The organism is Actinoplanes sp. TFC3 (assembly GCF_001553785.1).
Taxonomy (GTDB): Bacteria; Actinomycetota; Actinomycetes; order Mycobacteriales; family Micromonosporaceae; genus Actinoplanes.
In genome coordinates this window covers 5,471,413-5,495,655 of record NZ_LOJP01000001.1, presented here as the reverse complement: position 1 = coordinate 5,495,655, position 24,243 = coordinate 5,471,413, and the positions used below count along the sequence as shown (strand labels likewise).

The following is a 24,243-nucleotide window of genomic DNA, read 5'->3' as shown; positions in this document are numbered from 1 at the left end:
ACACAGCGGCCAGGAGGCGGCCCAGTCGCCAAGGGCCAGCCTCGAACCTCGGGCATGTCCTCCCGGGGATCCGACCAAGAGCTGTCGGGACTGGAGTTACTTCTACAGGTCTTCGGTGGCCAGGGCGGTCGGCGAGCGTAGTCTGTCCACCCTGAGAGCTAAGTCTGAGGTGCCGGGCATGGCGCAGCAATCTGAAACGAGCAGCTCGGGATCGGGGCGTCGCCGTCTCGGCTCGTCGTCCTCAACGGCACTCGACGAGCTTATGGATGCCGTCGTTGAGTACGTCGCCGGTTACCCAGTTGCAGACTTGGCAGCGGTAGCGCCGTAGCTCTGGATCTGCGTTCGGGGGTAGGGCGTCGATGCGGTGGACTTCGTGAACGCGGAGATCGTGCACGGCTGGTGGGTTGACTCGTCCGAAGTTGACTCGTCCGCCTTGTAGGGCTGGTCGCTTTGGCGTCGGTGGGGCTGAGTGTCGTTGCCGGATTCTGTCGGCCTTCCGCGCGACCGCTGCGGTGGCGTCGCGTAGTTCGGCGATGAATGTCGCGGGGAGCAGTAGGCCGGTTGGCCCGGCGGTGAAGTCGGCGAGGGCGGTCCATCGCACTTCTGTCGGGTCTCCCGCGCATGGCGGGTAATGCAGGGCGCGGACGCGGTGGTCGGGTCGCATCCACCAGGCCCCGTCGAAGCCGTGTGGCCGTGCCAGGGGAACACCGATGGCGTTGAGGTCGGCGGCGAGTCGCCAGTGGCATTGAGGCTCGTCGCGGGCGATGCCGGGTACGCCGAGGCGGGAGTGCCAGAGCCAGATGTCGGTGAGCCCGGCGGCGGTGTAGTCCTGGTGGCGGCGGGTCCATGCCTCATCGGTAAGTGGCTGTTGTTGAACCTTGAGGGCGAGTCGGGTGCCGTCGGTGAGGCTGACTTCGACATCGGTGCGGCGTCGCCCGTCCGCGGTCCGATACTCGGTGACCGCGTCGGCGACTCCGGGCTGTTGGCGGGCCCATCGCAGGAGGGTCTGTTTGGCGTTGGCGTGCCACAAGGTTTCGGGGTGGTGGCCGCCGGCCGGTGCCATGCCCGGAGGGTGCGCGAAGTGAGTCCTGACCTTGCCGTACTTCCTGCCGCCGCGGCACTGCAACGGTACGAGGGTGCCGGGTGGTGCTTCATCGCCGTGGAAGCAGTGCCAGCACACTAGGGGGGCGGTTCCGCCGTACCCGTGCTGGTTCCAGACGTGCTTGGGTGCGTCGTCGACATGGACACTGCGGCCGGTGCGCGTGTCGAAGCCGACGACCGACAGGTCGCCCATGAGTTCGGTTCCTTCGTGCGAGACGGGCCCGCGCGGCAGAGCCCCGGCGGGTGGCATGACAAGACGCGTGAGTCGTACGCGAAATGAGTTGCCCGTCATCGCAAGAAGGTCGATGACCTGTGTATGAGCCGTTCAACGGCTCGGGATCGCCCGCTCAGGCTCCGTGGCCGTCAGCGCGGGTCGACCGTCACTCATTCAAAGTGATGTATGTCGTTGTCGACGGGCTCAGCCAGTATCTCCGCTCGTTGCCGCCTTCGCAACGGCTATGTCTGGTGGGTGCTGGTCCAGCCTGCGAGGTCCCCGGCCGTTTAGTACGCGGTTACCATCGTCGATGGGACGCCGTCGTGCATATGGGGAGTGCTGTGACTGAGCTAGAACCGGATCTTCGAGCGGTGTGCGACCTGTGCGCTCAGAACGTCCCCCCAGATGATGGGTATCTGTGGGTCGACAACGACGAGGTCGCGCGCTGCGAGCAGAAGACGGCAGCATGGGAAGCAGAACACCCGGCCACCGAAAATATGACGGGCGACAACCTCCGTACCCGCCCAGGTCCGGCACGCTGGCGCGTCACCCACACTGCCTGTGACCCCGGGTCGCGCGGCGACGCCTACGCCATCGAACTCGATCGGATCTTGACCTTCCGTGACCTTGCAGGCTGGACAATCCACCTACTGGGCAAAAGGTGGTTCAGGTATTCCGACTGGGACGAGCTCGCCGAGGATGCGTTGGGCGCCGGCGGTGGCCGCCTCGTATCGCGGTACCCGGAGCCGTGGCACGGCTGAGAGCAATAGGGCCGAGCGACGCCGCGCGCCGCGTCCCGGCATCACATAGAGCTGGAGAGATGCCCGGTGGCGCAGCGGTCGGCGTTAAGTAACGGTAATGGGAGGCGCGATGGCCGAGGACGTCATCTTTCTCGATCCACCACCGTTTTCATGGCGCAGCCGCAAGATCTCGATCCGGCCGGCGCGGTGGTACGTGGTAGTGGAACTGGACCGTGACGGCTACGTCGATGTCCACGGGCCCGAAGCGTCCGCTCTCCCAGCGGAAATCGTAGAGGCAGCCGACAAGCTGCGGTCCGCGGCCATGGACCGGATTTACCTGGACGGCTATACCGGCAACTTTCTGTGGGGTGGCGGAGACCGCACCATCACCCTGTTCATGCCGTTCCCATATGTGGACGACACAGTCGACGCCCTCCGCTCAGCTGAAGAAGAGCGTAACGGTTCGAAGCTTGACGCCTTGGCCTCCCGACTGGCCTTACCGATCGGCGACTGGTTGTTGCCGGGCGAGCGGCAACTGCGGCGCGGGGTGGACTTCGACGCTCGGCCGCATACTTTCCTACGCTTCTTGCGTGCGAAAGCACACCACCAGGGACTTCGGCTCAACGGCCGAGCGACACCTTCCGGGGTCTGGATCCGGCCCCAGCTTTCTCGCATCGAAAAACTGAGCCGCGCCGCCTTTCCCGAGGAGTACGTCGATCGGCCAGACCGCTGGAGCCGCGTGCCCCAGACGGACGGCCCGTGGCGCCCGTTGGAAGACCGTATCCGGGATCAGGGTCGCAGCGATGACGTGAGCCCCGTAGTGTTCCGACAGGTCAAGGTCCGACCAACTGTGGATTGCCCCTGTGGGTTCCGCGACGCCTTCGCCGAGTTCGGGATCGGTCGTCACGAAGCACAACACGAGTTGTGGTCCATCGGTCTACCGATCCCGGGGAACATCAACTGGGAGCATGGCAACATCGCCTTGGTAACCCCGCAGTCGGGCGTGGCCTGGCGCCGCCTAGTTGCCAAGATAGCGCTTGCGCCCAAACGGGAAAACGGCTACGACTTCACGACATGGGAAGTCGGCGACCAGGCGAAACCCAGCCTTACCAACCGCCGCGCCTACCTACTCCGCTTCCAGCGATACATCATCGGCTACCTCGTTGCCGAAGACCGCGACCATCACCGGCGGTGGACCCTCGACCCGGACGACCCCTACACCGGCGACGACTCCACCACCCGGCCCTCCATCGACCTCATCTGGACAGCCGCCGTGCACCGGGGCAAAGCAGTCGGCAGTGCACTCGTCCAAGCGCTCGCAGAGTCGGCTGGCTGCCCGCAATCCGAACTGTCATGGTCGACACCTCTCAGCCCTGCCGGCCAGCGGCTCGCACGCCGCGTCTCACCAAACGGCATCTGGGTCCACTAAGCCGCCATCAGACGCAAGAAGCCGCCGACTTGAACGCGCGTTCTCGGCGGCAGAATGATGCGCTCCGCCAGACATCGACCACTCTGTTTCATTCAAGCAGCTTGAACTCACTGACAAGCTGATCGAAATCTTCTTTGCCGTACGAGGAGAGTAACGGGTAATGCTCCTGTTTAATCTGGAAACACCACCGCGCCGAGTTGACTGGCCGGTTCGGTCGGTCGGGGTTAGCCACAATGAGGCCGGCGTCGAGAAATTGGCGGAGCGTAAACGCGCGGACAGATTCTCTGGAGTTCGCGGCGTAAACTTTGCCGTAATTTTCGGTGATCCAATGCATAATGGATCGTACGCCGAGGGCGGGCATCTGCGCCTGATCCCAAGACTTTTCTGGTCCCAGTGCCAGCAGGGCGAGAAGCACATAAGCAGATCTTTCGTTCGATCGTTGCTCGTCAAAACCCATACGATTCAGCAGCTCGCGTGCCTCGTGTATGCGTGCACCGCGCGCCACGTTGTGGCTAGGCGGCGCAAGCCCGTCAAGCTGTCGCTGCGGTCGAACCGGTACGGGCTCCTGCCTCCGTGCGTCCTGCGCTGGTCGTATCCGCGTCTTCGCGATCCTCTCGGCGGCCACGGCGGCTAACGCCGTCTCTGTGTGCCTTCGACGCTCGATCCAGTAGGCGGGGCTGCCACCCCATGCCTTCACCGTCAGCTCTAGTGCATCTAGGCCAGGAAGCTGTCCGCCGGCCAGCCATGCGTAGTAGGTCGTCCGATTGATCCCTGCGGCGGCGCAAGTCGCTTTGCTGCTGCCTGCTGGCCCGGCACTGTCTCGCAGCGTCTTGAGCTCGATGGCAAACGCGTGCAGTGGATCGTCCGGCTTGAGTTGCTTCGGTCGTCGGCCCATGCCGCCCTCGTAATCTGGTTTTGTCCTGAGTAGTTTTGAGGTAGTCCTGAATGATAGCGACTTCGCGAGAAGGATCTCAAGCTAGAACCCATCAGAAGCTCGACTTGCGAAGGGCCGTAAATGAACACGTCACTCACGGTCAAGCTGCTCGTCCTATTTGCAGCAGTCTTGACGGCAATAATCATTGGCCTGTTGGGAGCCATTCTTTATCGTCTAGACGGGCAACAAGTTCCGGCATGCATGATTCGTGGAACGGCCACGTTCGGTGTATCCCTTACCCTGCTCATCCTCACCCTTAACAGCATAGGTATATTGGGATAGGCGAGAATCACGTTGCAACAACGCCTCCGGGGTCTGCCTAAGAAACGAAATCTGCGATTCTGTTAAAGCCGCTCGGCAATGAGCCGATGGACGCCGTCTCAACTGCAGGGCGTGGGGGTGTCCACCTCGATCGCGGTGCGGATTTACAAGAAGTACGGAGACTCCTCGATCAGCGTGGTGAAGAACGAGCCGTACCGGCTTGCCGCCGAGGTGTGGGGGATCGGGTTCAAGACTGCTGACACGATCGCGCAGGCTGTCGGGATCCCGCACGACAGCCCGCAGCGGGTCATGGCGGGGTTGCAGTACACGTTGTCGCAGGCCACCGACAACGGCCACTGCTACCTGCCCACCCCCCAACTGGTCGCCGACGCGGTGAAGATCCTCGACGTACCCGCCGAGCTGACCATCCGCTGCCTCGATGATCTGGTCGGTGAGGAAGGCGTCGTCCGTGAAAGCCTGCCCAGCCCTGATGGGCCGGTTCCGGCGATCTACCTGGTGCCGTTCCACCGCGCCGAACAGTCCCTGGCCGGTTCGGTGCTGCGGCTGCTCGGCGACCGCGCGGACCGGATGGCCCAGTTCACCGGCGTCGACTGGGACAAAGCACTGACCTGGCTGAAGAAGCGCACCGGCACCGACCTCGCCCCGGAACAGCAGCAGGCCGTCCGGCTGGCATTCACGTCGAAAGTCGCCGTGCTTACCGGCGGGCCCGGCTGCGGGAAGAGCTTCACCGTGCGGTCGATCGTCGAACTGGCCGCCGCGAAGAAGGCGAAGATCATGCTCGTCGCCCCGACCGGACGGGCCGCGAAACGCCTCGCCGAACTGACCGGCCAACCCGCCGCGACAGTGCACCGGCTACTGAAACTACAACCCGGCGGCGAACCCACCTACGACCGTGACACCCCCCTCGACGTGGACCTGCTGGTGGCGGACGAGGCGTCCATGCTCGACCTGATCCTGGCCAACAAGCTCATCAAGGCCGTCCCGCCCGGGGCACATCTGCTACTGGTCGGTGACGTCGATCAGCTCCCTTCCGTCGGCGCCGGGGAAGTGCTGCGGGATCTGCTCGCCGCGGACACGGTTCCCCGGGTCCGGCTCACCCAGGTGTTCCGGCAGGCCGCCGACTCCGGGGTGGTCAGCAACGCCCACCGGATCAACGCCGGCCGACCACCGATCCTGCAGGGCATGAGCGACTTCTTCCTCTTCGGTTGTGACGACACCGAAGCCACCGCCGCGCTGACCGTCGACGTGGCGTGCACCCGGATCGCTAAACGCTTCGGGCTCGACCCGCGCCGTGACGTGCAGGTCCTCGCGCCGATGCACCGCGGCCCGGCGGGGGCCGGCAGAACAGCGACATCGCCCACGAGCTCGCCCACATCATCCTGGAACACGACCTGTCCGAGGTCCGAGAGCTCGCTGGCATGCCTTTCAGAACCTGCAAGCCGGACGAGGAGGAAGAAGCGACCGCGCTCGGCGGAACGCTCCTGCTTCCGCGCGACCTGCTCATCTCTGCCGCCCGCCGCGGGGCCAGCATCGACGCCATCGCTGAAAATTACTCAGTCACCGTGGAGATGGCTCGGTTCCGGTACAACACAACTGGCGTAGCCAAGCAGGTCGCGACGGGTCGTTCACGCTGACGCGGTACACGCAGCCGCGCCCCGGGAAGCGGCGGCGCTGCCGTGGCAGTGTCGTTCAGAGTCGTCGAGCAAGACCATGGCAGTTTCCCGCAAGCGGTAGCCGAAGCGATCGGCGCAGGCCAAGGTGGTTGAAGTAACCGCCAACGGAGGCGAACGTAGCGTGCATACAGCTAATCCATGCCTATCGCAGGTCTGACGACCAACGGCCCCGCAGGTACGACGCCGTCCGGGTTCACGGTTCGCTGTGGCGGACGGTGGCCCGGTCCGGCCATGCCCTGCCCCCCGTTTACCCCCCGAAAACCCATGCCAACGGCTGACGACTGGCGGCAAATGTTGAGCAGCGGGTAGCCGCGTTTGCGCAGGTCAGCGATCACTTGTGACGACTAGTGACACACTAGAGAGGGCGATGGTCGAGGAGCGTAGGTTGTCGACTCTTGTCATCGTTACGCAGTGGTCCGAGCATGAAGGGTCAGCGACTGTCGTCCGCTAGTCCATGAGCCAGCCGTGGAGGGTCGACCGGACGGTGCGTCGTCCTCATACGTGTGAGCGTTGTAGGCCTCTCGTCGAGGTTTGCGTCCGCCGCAGACGCGGTGTATCAGCCCGCTTCCACGAGAGCGCGGGGCTGTTCGCCGAACCGGTGGCTCTGCAAGAGTGAATCCATAACACCCGATGAACACGCCGCCCAAGCCGAGAGACTCGTGGCCATGGCTCAGTCGATTCACGCAACCGTGGACGACAACGCTTACCCCGACCGCGAGCTGGCGAGAATGCACAACTTCGCCCTTCTTGCCCAAGTTCACGCCGCTCTCGCACTCCGAGGCAGCCAGCTCGGCGGCAACCAGTGAACGAGGGTCTGCGGCACGTCTGCGCTGAAGTCATGCTCGTTGATGACTGCACCAACGTGGTCTAGGCATGCTCAATTTGACGGACAGCCGACATTGGAGGACCTGGGGTCTCCGCGAGGATGCCGCGCCCATACTCATGAAGAACATGGAAGGGGCGCAGGCGCTATTCAGGTTCAGTCGCCAGATCCTGCAAGTCTTGAAGGCGCTCAGCCCAGTGCTGCCACTCACGTAGCAGCGAGGTGACGAGCATCTGGGCGACCAAGGCGTTGCGGCGGTTCATGTGCACGACAGTCGGTCTGTGCGCTATCACGTGCCGGGACAGGTCGTCCGGGGGCAGATCTTTGCCGTCGCGCCAGGGGGTGAAGAATTTGGGGATTGGGGCGGCGACGATCTGCCACCGGAACGCCAACCGTGACGGGTCAATGCCGGGCTTGTCGAGCAGTGCCCGAGCAAGCTGATAGGTGGAATGCAGCTTACGACCCGCTGCCTTCGCGGCATCTTTCTCGGCGTCGAACGTGGCCTGCAACGCCTGTCGATGCTCCTCGGTGTCGAAGGAGTCGGGTAGTTGAGGTACTGACCACCACTTGGCCAGAGGTTCGCCGAGCGCAATGGCCAAGGCCATCGCGGCTTCATAGTGCCCGTCTTTGTAGGCGCTCAACGCCCGGTGGGCAAGAGCGGCTTCGTCGGCCAGCCACGGATGGACGCATGCGTACAGCGCTTCTACGCAGTCGTCGACGATTGCGCCCTCGTGGGCGAGGAGTACCGCGCTACGGGCAGTCGAGTTGGCGGCCGATGCGAGATCATTCAAAGTTGCGGTTGGCGGCACCCATGCGACCGGAATGCCGTCATCCCGGGAGAGCTGCTGGAGGGTATTTGGGCTTATCCCTGCACCCCACCAGTTCCGGGGTCGAAGCATCTGCAACGCAATGTGCACCTCGGGGGAGTTCTTTGCTCGGTCGAGCACCTTCGGGTCGTCAATCTGTAGCGAGGCTGCGGTGACCCCGGCAAAGCTGATCTTGGGCACCCGTGAATTCCCCTTTCGTCGTGATGCGGCTACGCCCAGTTGCGCCGTACCAACTTATCCGTGCGCCAGCGCAGCCGCACTGTCCGCCCGGCTACTGGCAGATCCCGCGGCCGAGTCATGGTCCACTGCTTCACCGCACCGCCCGTTGCCCGCACCGCAGGCAGCATCGTGCCCGCTCAGGACCAAGGCATACCCCCACCCACAGGGAGGCATCGGCAGCGTCCAGCTCACCCGCTTCACGATGCTGGGCACGCCGATGCGCGGATGCCAGAGCCAGATGTCGGTGAGGCCGGCGGTGATGTAGTCCTGGTGGCGGCAATTCGATGCCTCATCGGTGAAGGGTCGTCGTTGGACCTCGTGGGCAAGGCTGGTGCCCGTCGGTGAGGCTGACCTCCAACGGGGTGGCATACCGGATGCGTAGGAACACCGATAGCGTCCGTCCGTCGAGCTTTCGGAGCTTTCGTGGTATCTGCAGCTTTCGATGTTACGTCTAGCGTAGACTTATGGCTTACACGAACTACACCGCTGACGGTACGTATTGGACCGTGCGCAAGCGTGGCAAGGTTTTCTGAGTAGCGCGCATCGACAACAGCGGCGGGAACTACCACTGGGTAGAGGTCTGGGGCGGATACGAAAACGCAGGTTCGGCTGGAGGCGCTGCTGCGCAGCTCGCCTACCTTCAGGCCAAGCGAGATGCTGCCTCCCAACTGCGAGGAACGTTGCACGATGCGCTCGAGCAGATTGGGCTGGGCCCGATGCCTACCCCTGCTCCGGTCAAACCGGATCTATCGCAAATCAATGCGGTGGATCACCCGGAAGCCGACGAGGAGTAGGCCCACGCGCCAGTCGGCGACAGCTTCAGACGGCGTCACCTACCGCTGAGCTTGGGCCGTCGGTGTCGAGCCCGACGGCTTCAGCGAGTTCGTTGGCGGTCATTCTTCGGTCGGCTGCGGCACGGCCCCATTGGTCGAATCGGATGCCTTCGGCTTCCAGGACGGTCTTGGGATCGTCTTGGCGTTCGGGGTCGGGCCAGCGGAATTCGGGTGAGATGGCGCCGTGGAGTTTGAGGACGCGGTGGGCATTGGGGACTTGGACAGCGGCGAGGCGGGCGCCGACGGCGACTTGGTGTGAGCCGATGACCTCGGCGATGTCGGAGTAGCTAGTCCATCTGCCGGCGGGGATGCTCGCGAGGATCTGGTTCATGAGCGCCCAACGGGGGGTCAGTGGTGTGGTTGCGACGGTCTCGTCAGGTCCGGGCCACATCTTGGTGATGCGTTCGGCGAGTGTCCGGCCGCGGGCGTGGATCTCGGGGCGGCCCCAGCGTTCGGCGCGGGCGAGGTCCCGGTTCATGGCGAGGCCGCTGTCGGCGAGGATCTGCTTCTTCGCGGCGAAACCGTCGTTGGACAGCTTGGAGTTGTAAGCGGTTAGGCTCAGGTTGCCGAGAGTGTGAACCAGCGAGCTGTGAAGTTCCTCGACGGTTTCACCGTCGCGTAGGTCGGCAAGGAGCATCTGGTTCCACTCCTCGGTGGGGGACTGCGGCAAGACATGTTCGATGGTGACTTTGGCCTTATCGAAGTCGAGGGGTTCGCCGTGGCGGTGGTCTTCCTCGATGCAGCGCAAGATGTAGGCGCGTTGAGGTCCGCGGCCGAGCCAGTAGAAGCTGTTGGCCAGTACGGCGTCACGCACATGTTCGTCGGTGGGGAAGCGTTTCCGAGGTCCGGACAAAGCACGGACGATGGCCTTGGCCGACGGGACCTGTTCACCGAGATCCTTGACCAGCGACATCATCAGCCGGTTGTTATTGGAACTGGACAGGCCGACAAGGGTGCGCCGGACCAAGTAGCTCTCAACGACGCGCAGAGCGGCCGCAGCCTCCCCAGCGGTGAGCTGGTCGGCGTGGTGAGCGAGCAGGACGTGCAAGGCGACGGGGTGGACTACGGCGACGCCCCAGCGGTCGAGCCGATCGAGGGCCTGGCGCAGCTTAGGATCGGTCTCGTGCTGTGGGTTGAGGATCTTGCGGAACAGTCGCGCCTTGTGGTGCAGGTCGACGATCCACTGCTCGATCGCGGCCTCGTCCGGTAGCTGTCTGAGGCGTTCCTGCTGGGCTTGGTAAATCGACTCCTGGGTTGCCCGGTCATCACCGCGCAGCACGAGGTCGAGCCAGACGAGCTGCTCGAGCTGCTTGTCAGTCAGCAATTCCTGCAGCTGTAGCCACTGCCGTTCGTAGACGTCGTCGCCCCGGTTCGGCAACCGCATGAACAGGTAGTTGCGTAGCAGGTCGGCCTGGGTGAGTGGTTGACCGGTGTAGTTAAGGGACTCGAAAATCCGATGCACGTTGTCGTCGGCGTGTGCAGCGATCTCGACGATGCTCAACTGTCCGGCGACGGCCTGCTCTAACCGGACGATGTCGTGTTCGTCGTCGGGGTCGTCCGCTTGCAGGAGCGCCGCCCGGAAGTAGCGGTACGCCTCGCCGATGCGGTCCTCGCCGCCGGCGTCGGGTGCGCGTTCGATCAACGCGATCCAGGCCGACCGGTCCGCTTTGGTAGGCAGCAGCGTGTAACGGTCGGGGCCGGAGGCGTACTTGTTGAATAGGTAGAGATCGTCGATCTTGGCCGCGAGTCGGGAATCGGTGTCTCTGACATGATCGCGGATGGCGCAGAGCAAGATGCCCAATGTGGTCAGCCGTTGCTGTCCGTCGACGACCAGCCAGCTCTGCACGCCGGCCGGCGTGTTCGTGGGCGATGGAGCCAGCACGACCGAGCCCAGGAAATGGGAGTGGGTGCCGCCCGCCTCGACCACTCGCGTGAGATCAGCCCACAACTGCGCCAGATCACGGCGCTTCCAGCTGTAACGCCGCTGGTAGAGCGGGACGACATACTGCCTTTCGCCTTGAAGCAGGTTACGAATCGTCGTCTCGTTAGCCTTCACGCGTACTCCTCATGCAGTGCTATTAGTGCTCGGCGAACCGGTAACGTGGGGCTGGGCGGCGAGGACAGAATGTCGTTCTGGCACCGCGCGGCCGAGTACGCCGCCAGCATGCGATGCGACCCTGATCGGGAACCTACCGGCACCCGAACTGAGGCCGTGGCGCGTGCAGCCAATATGTAGGTACTTGGTGTGGCTACGCCGTGGCAGAGTCGGGTCTGTCGACCGACTTGCGGCTCCTAGCCTGGCGACAGACGTCGAGACTTCCGTGCCTCAAACTTCGCTGCGACCGTGAGCGCGGCCAGGCCGAGAGAGACGCAGGACCACAGACCACTACCAGATACGACCGACATGAGCACGGCTGCCGCGATGAACATACTAAAGGTCAACAAGTACTTGGGCCTACGGCCCGGCAGCACCCAGACGATCAGCACGGCACCGACGGCGGCTCCAACCAGAACGAAGAACCATGCGTAGTCCACTTCAGAGTGGTACTGCACCCGAGGCCCGATGTCCATGCCGAACGGCTCCTTCATGCGCTCGCGTAGGACTTTCTTCATTGCGCATTGAGGCAACACTCTTACTTGTTCTCGTTCTCGCCCTGGTGTGCCGCGTGAACCGCTGCGCGGCTCCAGCACGAGGAGCGTCTAGCGCATCACCGCTGGGCCGTTCTACGCGAACGCATCATGCCGTAACTTCTGAATCAAGGCAGGTCGGGCTCGCCCTCCTCGGCGAGCTGGTCGAGCACGCTGAATCCATCGTCGTCCGTGTCGTCGACGACGAACGCTTCGAGCGGCTCCTCGTCACGCAGCTGTGGGTACTTGTCCAGGAGAAACCGCCGCCGGTACGCCATGTCGGCGGTGTCGACGATTCCCTCCAGGGTGGTCCAGTTGAGGGTGCCGCCTACCAGGACTCCGGCGACCGGCACAATTTTGCCGAGGCTCTTCTTGGTGAGGTTGTGGCTGAACGCCTCAGCGAACTGTTTAGCGATCCGGGCGACGACCGACTCGTTCAAAACTTTCCACGTCTTACCGCGGACGAGGGCCTGGGTGAGTCGCGAGATGTCGGCGAAGGCGGCGTTCTTCGCGCTGGTAGACGCGGCCGTTCCGGCGTTGACGACGGACAGCACGAAGAGTTTCTCAGCGGGCTCCTCGGGGTCGTAGCCGTAGAGCAGCGACACGTGGCCGACGGCACGTGATGCCAGGCCGAGAACGATCGCGGCGTCGCCGGCGAAGGCACCGAAGATGGCACCTCCCGACGGCGCCGCCGCGGCGCCGCCGGAGACTGCGGTAGCCAGCTCGCCGCCAGAGATCACCAGGCCCGCGACCATTCCTGATCCTGCGGCGGTAGCCGGGTAGTACCAGCTCAATGCCCTCCCGCGGACCGCATGGATCTGCTCGAGGTCGAGGCGCCGCAGGTCGGAAAGCTTGGTGACGTCGTGCCCGCGCTTCTGGTGGCGTTTCACCACCTGTGTGGGGGAGAGCCCCGCCCGTGAAATCTTCGAGACCGTGCGTTGGGCCGAACCCAGAGCCGTGCCGCTCCAGTCCGCCGCGCTGGTGGGCAGGACGCCGGCGGCTTTGCTGGCCCCGGTGCCGATGGCGCTCGCACCCTTGGAGACGATGCCGCGCCCCCGCGACACCGCTGATTGGGCTCCCGGGTGATTCTCCAGATACGTCGTCGCACGCCGACCAAGTGCTGCGGCACCGTTGGAGACGCCCTCGCCGACGCTGCGCATCGCGGCCGACAGGGGCCGACCCTTGAACCGCTGGATGTCACGCCATGCCGCGAGCTCGTACTCCGAGGGTTCAGCCATGTTGACCAGGTTAGTGACGACAACGCTGCTTCTGATCAGGTAGTCGGCTGAGCGACGTTAGTGCAATCGGCCTTGACCCAAACACACGTCTACGAATCGCCCTATCCGTCGGCGTGACCGACAACCTGGCCGGGGCTGGCCTTGTCGATGCGAAGTGTCTTTGGTTCTCCTCGGCTGCTCAACGTCAACCTCTCTCATCCGCGCGCCTTGGTGTTTGCCAGCGCCGGGCATCTGCCATTAGGCGAGGTCCAGGGGTCTGAAAACGAGCGGTTCGCGGCCTTGCGGATAGGCGGCGGGACACGGAGTATTCGCCGCCGACACTGACGCACGCCAGGCCGTCAGCGACCCTACGGCAGGTCTGAAAGCCGACGGCCGCGCAGGTGCGACGCTGTCGGGTTCGGCGGTTCGCTACGGCGGCGGTGGACCGGTCCTGCCCTGCCCCCCGTTTATCCCCCGAAAACTCATGCCAACGGGGGACGACTGGCGGCAGACGTTGATCAGCGGACGGTCGCGCCTGCGCAGGCCAGAGACTATCTGTGACGACTGGTGACAAGCTAGGGAGGGCGCTGGACGAGGATCGATGGGTGACAATATAGATTTGCTCAACCTCGAACGTACACGAGTCTGGCACCTCCGGTCTGAACGCCTGAGGGTCGTTCAGGAAGCCGCCGCACATGTCATAGACGAGGGAAATCCCCCGGCGATGGCTGGCAGTTGCGACACGCGACGGCGCCTTGGTCAGCCGAGGCGCGAGCGGAGTAGACCGGTGAAACGATCATGCGCACCAGCGAACCCGAGGGCGCTCCGCCCCTGGCACATGCCGGCGCGCCGCCGGCGGGGCTGAATAGGGCTACGCGTGCAAGCGCGCCGCGCAGTATCCCCGCGGTCAGTCGCACGTCCCACGTCTTCCACCGCAGGTACGCCGACCAGGTCCAGCTGTGGCGGACCGGCCGGACACGCCGATGCGCTGGGCGCGACCGAGCGTGGAGGCGGGCACCGAACACGCTGACCCGGAGCCGGCCTCCGATGACGGCCTGATTCAGTGCGTGTGCTCGGTGCCGGTGATGCACCATTCCAGCACCGACATGGCCGCCGTCATCTTGTGGTGTGCCTGGCGCCAGGCCCGGCTGCGCGCGCCGTCGAGCACGTCGTTGCTCACCTCCTGGCCACGGACTGCGGGCAGGTCGTGCAGGAACACGGTGTGGGGAGAGGCCACCTTGGCGACGAAGTCCTCATCGATGCGGAACCCCTCGAACGCCCTCAGCCAGCCGGGGTCCTCCTTCGCGACGCCCATGGTCTGCCAGCGGCTCGTGTAGATGGCGTCCACCGTTCCCGTGACCTGTTCGATGTCGGTGTGCTGTGTTACCTGGGCGTGGCCCGCGCCCAGTCGTTCGGCCCTGGCCAGGACATGGCCGGGGAAGCCGTAGCCGTCCGGGCACAGCAGGGTGAGCCGCAGTCCGGGGGTGAGGGCGGCGGCGTACGCCAGTGCCGTGGCTGAGCTGTTGCCCTCGCCGACACACAGCACGTGCCGTCCGGCCAGGGAACCGAACTCCTCGACGATCGTGGTCAGGTCGGCGATCGCCTGAGTGGGGTGTTCACAGTCGCTCAAAGCGTTGACGACGGGTAGTGCGGCGTTTTCGCTCAGGCTGCGCATGTCCCCGATCGGGCCGTTGGTCCGTACGACCAGAGCGTCGAGGTACTGCGACAGGACCCGGGCGGTGTCCGGGAGCGTCTCGCCGGTGACGAGCTGGAGATCGTCGGGTCCGTAGGCGATGGAGTGGGCGCCGAGCCGGGTGGCGCCGGCCCAGAACGACGTGCGTGTCCGGGTGGAGGACTTGCTGAAGTAGATTCCGACGGCCCGGTTGGCCAGGCTGGTGGCCCGGACGCCGTTGCGGCCGAGGTGGACGGCGCGGGCCACCAGGTAGCCGAGCTCGGCGGAGTTGAGGTCAGTGAGGGAGATCAGGCTGCGCATGGTGGGGTGACAAGCCTTTCTGAAGGGTGGCTATTCATCGGCAGGTGAGGTGACCGGTCGGTGTTCCACTCTGCGTATGCCGGTGTGGGCGACCATGGCGCCCACTGTCAGTGCCAGGATGCCGGCGGCGCACAGCAGCGCGGTCCTGGTGCCCACGGATTCGGCGACGGGGCCGGCGGCTACCTGGCCGGCTGGCATGGCCACGAGACTTCCGAGCAGATCGTAGGAATAGACCCGGGCGAGTTTGTCGGATGGAATGTTCTCCTGCATGGTGGTCTCCCACGCGACGCCGAACTGCCCGAAGCCGGTGCCGGCGAGCAGCGCGGCGGCGACCAGCAGCGTCAGCACCTGCGGGACCAGGGCGAGACTGAGTATGAGCGGGACGATGAGGACCATGCCGGCCACCCCGGCCAGCAGCAGCCGGCGCACCCGCAGGCGCATGGCGATCACCGCACCGACGGCCATACCGGCGGCCCAGGCGGCGAGGACCAGTCCCCAGGCACTGCGGCCGATCGTCTGATCGGCCACCGCGGGTCCCAGCACCATCAGGGCGCCGTAGAAGACCGCATTGATGACCACGGAGGCGCCGACCACTCCCACGAGCCAACTGTGGCTGACGAACTCCGTCCATCCTTCGCGCATCTCCCGCAGGACGCGCCGTCCTGGCGCATTCGCGTCCTGGGTGGCGGCCGGTCGCACGAGGGAGAAGCAGACAGCCGCGGCGGCGAAGGTGGCAGCGTTGACCGCCAGTCCCCACCCCGGGCCTGCCAGTGCCACCAGGACGCCGCCGGCGGCCGAGCCGCCGACCATGCCACTGGTGAAGCTGAGCCGGCTGATGCCGTTGGCCTGCTGGCGCACGGGCGGGGGCACGGTTTGGGGGAGGAGCGCCGCGGCGGCGGGAATGGCGAGCGCGCCGGCCATGCCGTTGGCAAAAGCAAGCGCCACCAGCAGCGGAACGGTGCCAGTGCCCGTGATGATCAGAGCGGCGACGACGGCCTGGGTGACCGCGGCCAGGGTGCCGGCCGTCACCATCGCCAGCTGGCGGGGAATCCGGTCGGCGATCACCCCACCGGCCAGGACGAACACAAGCGTCGCCAGGGCACGGGCGCCGACGATCACGCCGAGATCACTCACTGAGCCGGTGAGGTCGAGCACGGCGAACCCCAGCGCGATGGGGGCGATCGAACTGCCGAACACGCTCACCGTCCGGCCGGCGACCAGCCAGCGGAACGGTGCGTAGCGAAGGGGGGTCAACGATCCGGGCGCGTCGATCATGATTCGCCGATCAGTCCGGACACGACCTCGTCGAGGTGGCGGGCCGCCGTCGTCCAGCGTTCGCTTCGGGCAGCGGATTCCACTCGCAAGGCGGTGAGTTCCTCACGCAGTGCCGCGCCGGAGTCTGTGCCGGGCCCACCGCCGTACGAGCAGGCCTGGGCGACCAGCGCGGGCTGCAGCCACTCCCCGCTCGGATCTGCTGCGGCGACGTGGGCGATCTCGGGAACGTCCCGCGTGGCCTCGGTCAACGAACCGGAGGTCTCCAGCGCGCTGAGGACGGTACGGCCGACGATGTGGTGCGCGGATCGGAAAGGCACACCGGACGCGACGAGTTGTTCCGCGAGGTACGTCGCCGAGGTGAAGCCATCCACCGCACGTGCCGTCATCCGGTCGGCGTCCGGCACCGCCCCCGCGACCACGAGCCGCAACAGCGTCACCGCGTCGGCTGTTGCCCGGAGCGCGGGCTGGACATGGCGCATCGCTTCGTTGCTGACCGCGATCGCGTTGGAATAGGGGGCTGTCGCCATCGCGGATGCCGCGGCCGTGAATGCGCCGAGGCTCCTGGTGGCCCTTCCCTGGATGTGTTCGAGGAGGAAGGGGTTGCGCTTCTGCGGCATCATCGAGCTCGATCCGACCAGGTCGTCGCCGAGACGGATCAGCGCCAGCTCCTCCGAGGTCCACGACGAGAAGTCGCGGGCCGCACGCGCGAGCACGACGCCGAGCACCGTGGCCGCCGACAACAGCCGCAGGCTGAAATCTCGGGAGGCGACGGCGTCCACCGAGTTGAGGGAAGGCCCGGCGAAGCCGAGAAGTCTGCTGGTGCGCCGGGTGTCGATGGCGACCGAGGTGCCACCGACCGCTCCGGCACCGAGCGGGTTGATGTCGAGTTCTTCGCCGGCGGACAGGAGCCCGGACAGGCCGCGCAGGACGGCGTGACCGACGCCGGCGAGATAGTGGCCGTAGGTGATGGGCACTGCGGGCTGCCCGTGGGTGTAGGCAGGCATCGTCACGGCCCGGTACTCTTCCGCCCGGTCCAGCAGGACCTCGGCGAGTTCCTCGACCGCCGCCAGGAGCGGGGCGTAACAGCCGCGGGTCCGCAACCGGGCCGTGGTGGCGTTGAGGTCGTTGCGGGAACGCCCCGTGTGCAGGACTCCGCCGGTCTCCTCACCGAGCTGTTCCACCAGCCAGGACTCGTAGGCGAGGTAGACACCCCTTGGCATCGGGCGCTCGTGGATCGGGGCAAAGTGGACTTGGCGCAGTTCACCGATGGCTGTCAGCAGTGCCGCGGCCCGGGGCGCGGCCACGATGCCGCGCTCGCTGAGCATCACCAGGTGCGCCCGGTCGACTTCGCTGATCAGGCGCAGTTCCTCGCCCAGCCCGTCCCCGCCCAACCCTGGCGCCTCGGGCAGGTACTGGTCGTAGACGATGCGGTGTGCCTCGGCGGCAAGCCCGGTGTGCAGCCGCCCGGTGTCGAGGCCCGAGGTGCCCGGCGCCCGCCGGGGAGCGATGTGCGTGCTCACAGCACTTCCTCCTTCTCAGTCGTGAAGGTGTTGATGGCCTCGGCGAGAGCCTTTCTGCTCTCGTCCGCCGCCAGGCCCGCGGCGATGTGGTGGTCAGCCACGGCGATTACATGGCCGAGGCGGCCCCGGAAGTCTGTGGCGGGAGCCACCCGTGTGCCTGGAGCGACGTAGAGCTCCGCATCCTGGACGCCCTGTACCCGGCGTGCCGCCGACAGGGCCGCCGCTGTCATGGTCCCGTCGGCGAGAGTGCCGGGGGCCTCGGCCGTGAGGAACCGGATGGCCGCGCCGCGGACGGGACCGGCGGCGAGGGTGGGGCGGCGGCCCAGCGCTGCCAGCACCTGTGCGCCGACCAGGTCGACGCCAAGCGCCCGGTGGGTCAGCTCGGGGATCATCCCGCCGGCCAGCCGGGGGTTCACCTCGATCAGCCAGATCTCGTCGCCGGCCATGCGCAGCTCCACATGAGCGGCGCCCCAGCCGAGATCGAGCGCGCGTACGGCACGCACCGCACAGTCCTTCAGATTGGTCTCGTCGACGAAGGGCAGTCCGGCGGGCAGGTCGTGGCCGAGTTCAACGAAGCCCGGGAGCGGACCCAGGTGCTTGCGTACGACGACCACAGCGATGTCCCCGAAGACTTCGACGGAGTACTCGTCACCCCCTACGTATTGTTCAACGAGGATGTCGGACGGCACCGGGGTGCCCCGTCCGTTGACCGCGGCAGAGGTCAGCTCGGCGGCGTGGCCGGCGGTTTCGGCGGCGCTGGCGCACAGGCGCACGCCGAGGCTGCCGGAGCCCTGCAGGGGTTTGAGGACGACGGGGTACCCGAGGCCGTTCGCCGCCTGGACTGCGCTTTCGACGTCCCGCGCCAGGACGGAGTGCGGTACGGGAACGCCTGCCGCGGCGAGCAGCCGGCGCTGGCTGCCCTTGTCCCGGCAGGCGCGGACCGCGTCGGCGTCGGGCCCCGGCAGACCCAGGTGGTGCGCGGTGATCGCGGCGGGGAGCACGTAGTACTCGGAGCTGGACGTGACGCCGGCGATCGGGGCCTGCCCGGCCAGGTCACCCGCCGCGGCGAGCACCGCCTCCACACGGGAGGTGTCCGTGACCACGGTCCGCAGGTGGTCCTCGGCGACGTACGGATAGCGGGCCGGGTCGGCAGTGACCAGAACGGGCTCGACGCCCAGGTCTCGCGCGCACCTGGCGAACTGCCGGCCTGTGCCGGTGGTGTTGCTCTCGATGAGCAGGAGAACGGCGGTGGAGGTCATCCCGGGATCTCCCTGCCGGTGGCGTCCTCGTAGCTGCGCCTGGCCCAGATCATCCGGGACCAAGTATCGCCCGCCTCGTCCGGGTGTTCGACCAGCCGGGGTCCCGCGGTGTTAGGTGCGGGGACGATGTGGTTGTCCGCGAGCCAGCTACGGCTGTAGACGGTCGACTGGTAGCGGTAGCCCTCGTCGGGCAGGAGCATCAAGGTCCTGCTGTACGGGTGGTGCCGCGCCCACCAGGAGGCAACCTGGAAGGCCGCGCCGCTGGTGGGTCCCATGAAGAGGCCGTTCTCGCGATAGAGGTCATGGGTGGCGTGGAAGGCCTCGGTGGGAGAAACCCAGTGCACCTCGTCGAACGCCGTGTGCTCGACGTTGCCGGGCATGATGCTGTTGCCGAGGCCCCGCAGCACCCGGTGCCCTTCGGCGGGACCGAAGATGATCGAGCCGTGGGTGTCGACGCCAACGAGGTGGAGGCCGGGGTTGCTCAGCCGCAGCGAGGCCGCCAGGCCACAGGTCGAGCCGCCCGAGCCGACCGCCCCCACCAGACAGTCCACCGCTCCGAGCGTACGGGTGACCAGATCGCCGACCGTCGCGTAGGCCGCCGGGTTGGCGGGGTTGTCGTACTGGCCGGGGACGAAGCTCCCGGGAAGCTCCCGCCGCAGTTCGGCGACCCGGGCCAGGCGTGCGCCCTGGATGCCGCCGGGTGCTCCTTGGTTCTCCACGAGCTCGATCCGGCAGCCGAGCATCTGAAGCCGGTTGCGCAGGTCGTCGTCGATGGCCGCGTCCCCGATGATGGTGAGCGGATAACCGCGTGGCCGGCACACCAGGGCGAGGCCCAGGCCGAAACTGCCGGACGACGTCTCGATGACGGGGGTGCCGGGGGTGAGGATGCCCTCGGCTTCGGCCCGGTCGATGATGTATCGCGCCGGTAGGAGCTTCATCAGGCTGAAGGCCGCGGCGTAGAGGTTGCCGGTGATCCGGATGATCCGGGGAAGTTCGGTGGCCTCGAGAGCGGACGGGAGTGTGGCTGCCGACTGTGTCTCAGTCATCAGTTGTAAACTTCCATTGATCTAGGACCCCGATGTCACTCAGCATCTGCTGGGCGCGTTCGATGCGGGTGTCGATGCCAGGGTCGTCCCGGTCGAAGAGGATCCCCGCAATGTCTCCACTGTGGGCGGTTTGCAGCCCGACCCCGCCAGTCTCCTCGACGATGGCGAGGATGCGTCGGAGGGCAGGAATGGGTAGGTGACGCTGGTTGATCCGGGTGCTCGCGGTGGCGACCCCGCCCAGGAGCTCCACGTCCTTGGTCAGTACGGCTTCTCGGAGCACCTCTCGCAGGCGGGCGAACTGGTTGATCTCGTCGGTGGTGTATCGGGTGGGCGGCAGAGCCAAAGTGTCGATGCCCCGGTCGCCGGCCTCCGGCCGGCAGCCGAAGCCGAGGACTCGCACCGGGGGCAGTGGGTGCCCGAAGTCCTCGATGACCACACCCTCCCGGTGGGCGAAAAGCACGGCGGTCGACAGGAACATCAGGGAATCCGAGGCCGTTTCGGCCTGTACTGCCAGCCGGGCCAGGTCCGCGGCGGGCAGCGTACCGGAGAAGGCGTCCGTGACCGCGCCGATCGCGGCGAGGACATCGCTGGTGGACGACCCGAAGCCACGGCACGGGGGCACGTCCCCGGAGAGTGCCAGGTGCCCCTGGACCGGCAGCTGCGCTCGCGCCAGGGTGAGTTCGGCGGCGCGCCGCGCCTTGGTCTTCCAGCTCGGCCACACCGTAAGCCCGGCGTCGTGGTCCCGGTCCGCGGGGGTGAACGTCGCCTCGACGGCGTACATGGCGCAGGGGAGGGTGACCAGACCCCGGCTGAGCCCGTCCCCGTGCCAGAAGACCCCTTGCAGGATCTCGCCGTGATGGACGGGGGAGGATGCGACCCCGGCGCGCCGGTTCGACAGCGTCGCCGGCTCGTCACCGCTGAGGTACCGGATCATGAGCTGGCTCCCGTGCGGCGAAACGACCGCAGCCTGGGCCGGCTTGACGTTCCGGCCCGGCCCACCCGTTCATCGAGTTCGGCGACGGTCGGGGTTTCGAAGATGTCGCGGACAGTGACGTCGGCGCCGAGGTCTTTGCGGATGCGGCTGACGAGGCGGGTGGCGAGCAGGGAGTGGCCGCCGAGATGGAAGAAGTTGTCGTCGATGGTGACCTGGGGTAGGTCGAGGACGTCGGCGAAGAGGGTGCAGAGGGCTTCTTCGGCTGGGGTTCGAGGTTGTCGGCCGCTTTCTTGGCTTTGCGGGCGTGGTGTGGGTAGTGCGGCGCGGTCGAGTTTGCCGTGGGCGGTCAGTGGTAGGGAGTCGAGGATGATGATCGCGGACGGCACCATGTATTCGGGCAGTGCTGCGGCGACGGTTCGTCGGAGCGTCGTGGTGTCCACGGTGGAGTCCTCGCTGGGTACGACGTAGCCGATGAGGCGTTTGTCGCCGGGTCGTTCAGCATGGGCGATCACTGCTGCTTGGCCGACACCGTCTGCGTGGAGGAGGACTGTTTCGATTTCGCCGGGTTCGATCCGGTAGCCGCGTAGTTTGACTTGCTGGTCGGCGCGGCCGATGAATTCGATGAGTCCGTTGTGGCGCCAGCGGACGAGGTCGCCGGTGCGGTACATGCGTGTGCCGGGTGGGCCGAAGGGGTTGGCCACGAAGCGTTCTGACGTCAGGCCGGGCCGGCCCACATAACCCCGGGCCAGATGGGTGCCCGCCACGTAGAGCTCGCCGGTGATACCAGGCGGGGCCGGCTGCAGCTGGGCATCCAGGACGTACATCGCCGTGTTCGCCATCGGAACGCCGAGGCTGAGCCCGGCCACGTCCCGGCGGTCTGTGCCGAAGGACTCGTAGCTGCAGAAGACAGTGGTCTCGGTCGGCCCGTAGACGTGGACGACGGTGGTGCCAGGGCAGGTGTCCAGGACGCGGCGCAGGGCAACTGTGGACAACACGTCGCCGCCGGTCCAGATCTCCTGCACGCCGGCGAGCGAACGGGGCGATTCCTGGGCGATGGCGTCGAACAGCGCAGTGGTGAAGTAGACGGCAGTGATGTCGTGCTGCTCGATCGTCCGGGCCAGTTCGAGGGTGTCGATCCGCCGGCTCGGCACGATGACGGCCTGGCCCCCGTGCAGCAGGGGCACCCACAGCTCGTAGGTGGAGGAGTCGAAGGCGAGCGGCGAGTAGGCGAGGACCCGCCTGTGCCGTCCGGTGGCCCAGCAGGGGTCGAGGGCGAGTTCCGCCACGTTGCGATGGGTGGTCGCGACACCCTTGGGCGTGCCGGTCGAGCCGGACGTGTACATCACGTACGCCACTTGATCGGGGTGGACGTCCAGGTCCGGCGCGGTCTGCGGCTCGTCGGCGGCGGTCGCCGCGATCGCGGAAACCGTGAGTACGCGGGCGGCACCCGCGAAGGCGACCTCGTCCGGTTCACGATCGGTGAGGACGATGTCCGCGCCGGTGTCCTCGATCATCCACCGCAGCCGATCCGCAGGCTGGCGCGGGTCTAGGGGTACGTATGCCGCGCCGCACTTGAGGACGGCCAGGACCGCCACGACGAAATCGAGCGAGCGGTCCTGGCGGAGTGCCACCGCGTCGCCCGGGCTCACGCCGAGCCGGACCAGGGCGTGGGCGAGACGGTTCGCCGCAGCGTCCAGGGCGGCGTAGGTGAGCGTGCGGCCCGCGCAGGACAGAGCGGCGGCGCCGGGAGTGCGGGCGGCCTGGGCCGCGAACAGGCCGTGCAGGGAACCACCGGGCAGGGAGGTAGCGGTGTTGTTGTAGTCGACCACCAGCTCACGGCGCAGTTCATCACCGAGCCAGTCGACAGCACCGACGGGCACTCCGGCGTCTGCGGTGACGGCCTGCACCGCACGGGACAGCAGGGCGACCATGGCCCGGGCCTCATCCGCGGTGCACCGGTCGCTGCGATAGACGAGCTCCAGCAACGGAACTGGCCCACCGGTGCGCGCGATCACCGCGGTCGCGTGGCGGGTGGACTCGCGCAGCCGGACACCGTCGTCCCACGGGCAGTCGTCGACCAGCATCGCGGTGTCGAACAGCTCCGACTCGACGCCCGCGACATCGCGCAGGGCGGACTCGGAGATGTCGAGATGATCCGCGACCCGCTCATGGAAGCCCGTGACGGATCGGATGACGTCGCGCATCGCGAGGTGTGCCGCCAGGTTGACTCGCAGCGGCAGGTGGTCAACGCCCATGCCGATCACGACGTCTCGACGGTCCGTCAGCCGGGCGCAGACGACTGCCCAGATGCTCTGGTAGACGGCCGGCGCGCCGAGCCGGGCCGCGAGGGCTGCCAGGCGCTCGGCGGTCTCTCGCGGCAACGAGACGGGCAGCACCTCGCTGCGTGGGGTGGCGCCGGTCGGCCGGCCGAGGAGACAGGGCTCGAAGGGACCGGCCAGCTCGGCCCGCCAGACTCTGACGTCAGCACCGGCATGGGGATCCGGTCGATCCACTGTGGTGGGCAGCCGGGCGACGGCCTCGGCTGGGTCCCGGTTCAGCAGACCGGTGAGCAGGCTGTGCAGGCCGGGGGTGTCGAGAGCCGCCCGGTGTGCGGTCAGGATCAGGGCTTCGCCGCCGCGTTCGGTCTTGGCTAGGGCGAAACGGAGCAGCGGTTCCTCGCCGGTTCCGACGTCGAATCCCCGCTCCCACTCCTCGGCGGCCACCTCGTCGACGTCGGCATCGGGGTGCTCAATCCATGGCAGGGGTGAAGCGGGCAGCGTCGTGCGTACCGGTCTGCCGGTCGGGTCGTGGCCGAGGCGCGCGAGCAGCTCTGGCCGCCGGGTCATCACTCCGGCCGCCGCTTCCTGAAGAACCTCCGCCGACAGACCCGCGGGCACGGCAGCCACGACCTGGCCCATATCGAGGCTGCGTACGGCGGCCGTCAGTTCGTCGGTCTTCTCAGAGAACTGGGACATCTCGACACCTTCCGGGAGGCCTCGGGGCCGGGGCATGAGGGGCGCGGAGCGCCTGGCGGAGACGGCGCGAGATGCCGGCGGACTACGGGCAGACGGCGGCGCGGTCGACCTCGATCCCGCGTGTGGCCAGCGGTTCCCCGGCATCGCGGTAAGCCGGTCCAGAACGCGGGTGCCAATGGACCGCCACCATGATCGCTCCGGCGGGAACCGGATCCCGGCGAACGTCAAACGTCCGAGTCCAGCTGCCCGCCGACGCGATGAAAGCTGCACCTCAGTAAGCCTGCCTCATTCATCGCCATCTAACAACGCCTTTATGTCCGA

General features: G+C 66.7%; 15 protein-coding genes and 1 pseudogene. 3 read left to right on the top strand and 13 right to left on the bottom strand.

What is annotated here, in order from left to right; all coding sequences use genetic code 11:
• Nucleotides 1-241: 241 nt before the first annotated feature.
• Nucleotides 242-1,294: a competence protein CoiA family protein gene (locus tag TFC3_RS24655; protein WP_067504394.1), complete on the bottom strand. Its 1,053-nt coding sequence runs from the start codon at nt 1,292-1,294 to the stop codon at nt 242-244.
• Between the two features lie 891 nt (nt 1,295-2,185).
• Between TFC3_RS24655 and TFC3_RS24645 the strand changes: the two genes are divergently transcribed.
• Nucleotides 2,186-3,484, top strand: coding sequence for a hypothetical protein (locus TFC3_RS24645; protein WP_067504387.1), 1,299 nt, complete (start codon nt 2,186-2,188; stop codon nt 3,482-3,484).
• An 88-nt stretch (nt 3,485-3,572) separates the two neighbouring features.
• Here TFC3_RS24645 and TFC3_RS36220 read toward each other — a convergent pair whose 3' ends face one another.
• The gene (locus tag TFC3_RS36220; protein WP_082772279.1) at nt 3,573-4,379 is read right to left on the bottom strand and encodes a hypothetical protein; all 807 of its coding nucleotides are present in this window, start codon (nt 4,377-4,379) and stop codon (nt 3,573-3,575) included.
• 423 nt (nt 4,380-4,802) lie between these two features.
• On the opposite strand from TFC3_RS36220, the pseudogene TFC3_RS24640 reads away from it, so the two are divergent.
• Both TFC3_RS24640 and TFC3_RS40545 read left to right on the top strand, forming a co-directional pair.
• Nucleotides 4,803-6,053: pseudogene (locus TFC3_RS24640) on the top strand (AAA family ATPase); the annotation flags it as partial.
• Nucleotides 6,053-6,334, top strand: a complete 282-nt coding sequence (locus TFC3_RS40545) for an ImmA/IrrE family metallo-endopeptidase (protein WP_153040485.1) — start codon at nt 6,053-6,055, stop codon at nt 6,332-6,334. The pseudogene TFC3_RS24640 and the gene TFC3_RS40545, both read left to right, overlap by 1 nt.
• A gap of 1,008 nt (nt 6,335-7,342) precedes the next feature.
• Here TFC3_RS40545 and TFC3_RS24635 read toward each other — a convergent pair.
• The 11 genes from TFC3_RS24635 to TFC3_RS24585 form a co-directional block, all read right to left on the bottom strand.
• Complete coding sequence (locus tag TFC3_RS24635; RefSeq protein ID WP_067504383.1) at nt 7,343-8,203, bottom strand: hypothetical protein; 861 nt, start codon at nt 8,201-8,203, stop codon at nt 7,343-7,345.
• 858 nt (nt 8,204-9,061) lie between these two features.
• Nucleotides 9,062-11,131, bottom strand: coding sequence for a DUF262 domain-containing protein (locus tag TFC3_RS24630; RefSeq protein WP_067504380.1), 2,070 nt, complete (start codon nt 11,129-11,131; stop codon nt 9,062-9,064).
• Nucleotides 11,132-11,367: 236 nt separating this feature from the next.
• A complete protein-coding gene (locus TFC3_RS24625; RefSeq protein WP_067504377.1) occupies nt 11,368-11,664 on the bottom strand; it encodes a hypothetical protein in 297 nt (98 codons plus the stop codon).
• 167 nt (nt 11,665-11,831) lie between these two features.
• Nucleotides 11,832-12,941: an EcsC family protein gene (locus TFC3_RS24620; protein ID WP_201787213.1), complete on the bottom strand. Its 1,110-nt coding sequence runs from the start codon at nt 12,939-12,941 to the stop codon at nt 11,832-11,834.
• A gap of 1,039 nt (nt 12,942-13,980) precedes the next feature.
• Nucleotides 13,981-14,913, bottom strand: a complete 933-nt coding sequence (locus tag TFC3_RS24615) for an ornithine carbamoyltransferase (protein ID WP_067504374.1) — start codon at nt 14,911-14,913, stop codon at nt 13,981-13,983.
• A gap of 30 nt (nt 14,914-14,943) precedes the next feature.
• Entirely contained in the window at nt 14,944-16,188 is a 1,245-nt protein-coding gene (locus TFC3_RS24610) for an MFS transporter (protein WP_067504371.1), read from the bottom strand.
• The gene (locus tag TFC3_RS24605) at nt 16,185-17,708 is read right to left on the bottom strand and encodes an argininosuccinate lyase (protein WP_067504368.1); all 1,524 of its coding nucleotides are present in this window, start codon (nt 17,706-17,708) and stop codon (nt 16,185-16,187) included. Before TFC3_RS24605 ends, TFC3_RS24610 begins: the two co-directional genes overlap by 4 nt.
• Nucleotides 17,705-18,967, bottom strand: coding sequence for an ATP-grasp domain-containing protein (locus TFC3_RS24600; RefSeq protein WP_067504365.1), 1,263 nt, complete (start codon nt 18,965-18,967; stop codon nt 17,705-17,707). Before TFC3_RS24600 ends, TFC3_RS24605 begins: the two co-directional genes overlap by 4 nt.
• Complete coding sequence (locus tag TFC3_RS24595) at nt 18,964-20,013, bottom strand: PLP-dependent cysteine synthase family protein (protein ID WP_067504362.1); 1,050 nt, start codon at nt 20,011-20,013, stop codon at nt 18,964-18,966. Before TFC3_RS24595 ends, TFC3_RS24600 begins: the two co-directional genes overlap by 4 nt.
• Entirely contained in the window at nt 20,006-20,947 is a 942-nt protein-coding gene (locus TFC3_RS24590) for a kinase (protein ID WP_067504359.1), read from the bottom strand. Before TFC3_RS24590 ends, TFC3_RS24595 begins: the two co-directional genes overlap by 8 nt.
• Nucleotides 20,944-23,922 carry an amino acid adenylation domain-containing protein gene (locus TFC3_RS24585; protein WP_067504355.1) on the bottom strand — a complete coding sequence of 993 codons (2,979 nt, stop codon included), beginning with the start codon at nt 23,920-23,922 and terminating at the stop codon, nt 20,944-20,946. The genes TFC3_RS24590 and TFC3_RS24585 overlap by 4 nt, the downstream gene beginning before the upstream one ends.
• Nucleotides 23,923-24,243 lie beyond the last annotated feature (321 nt).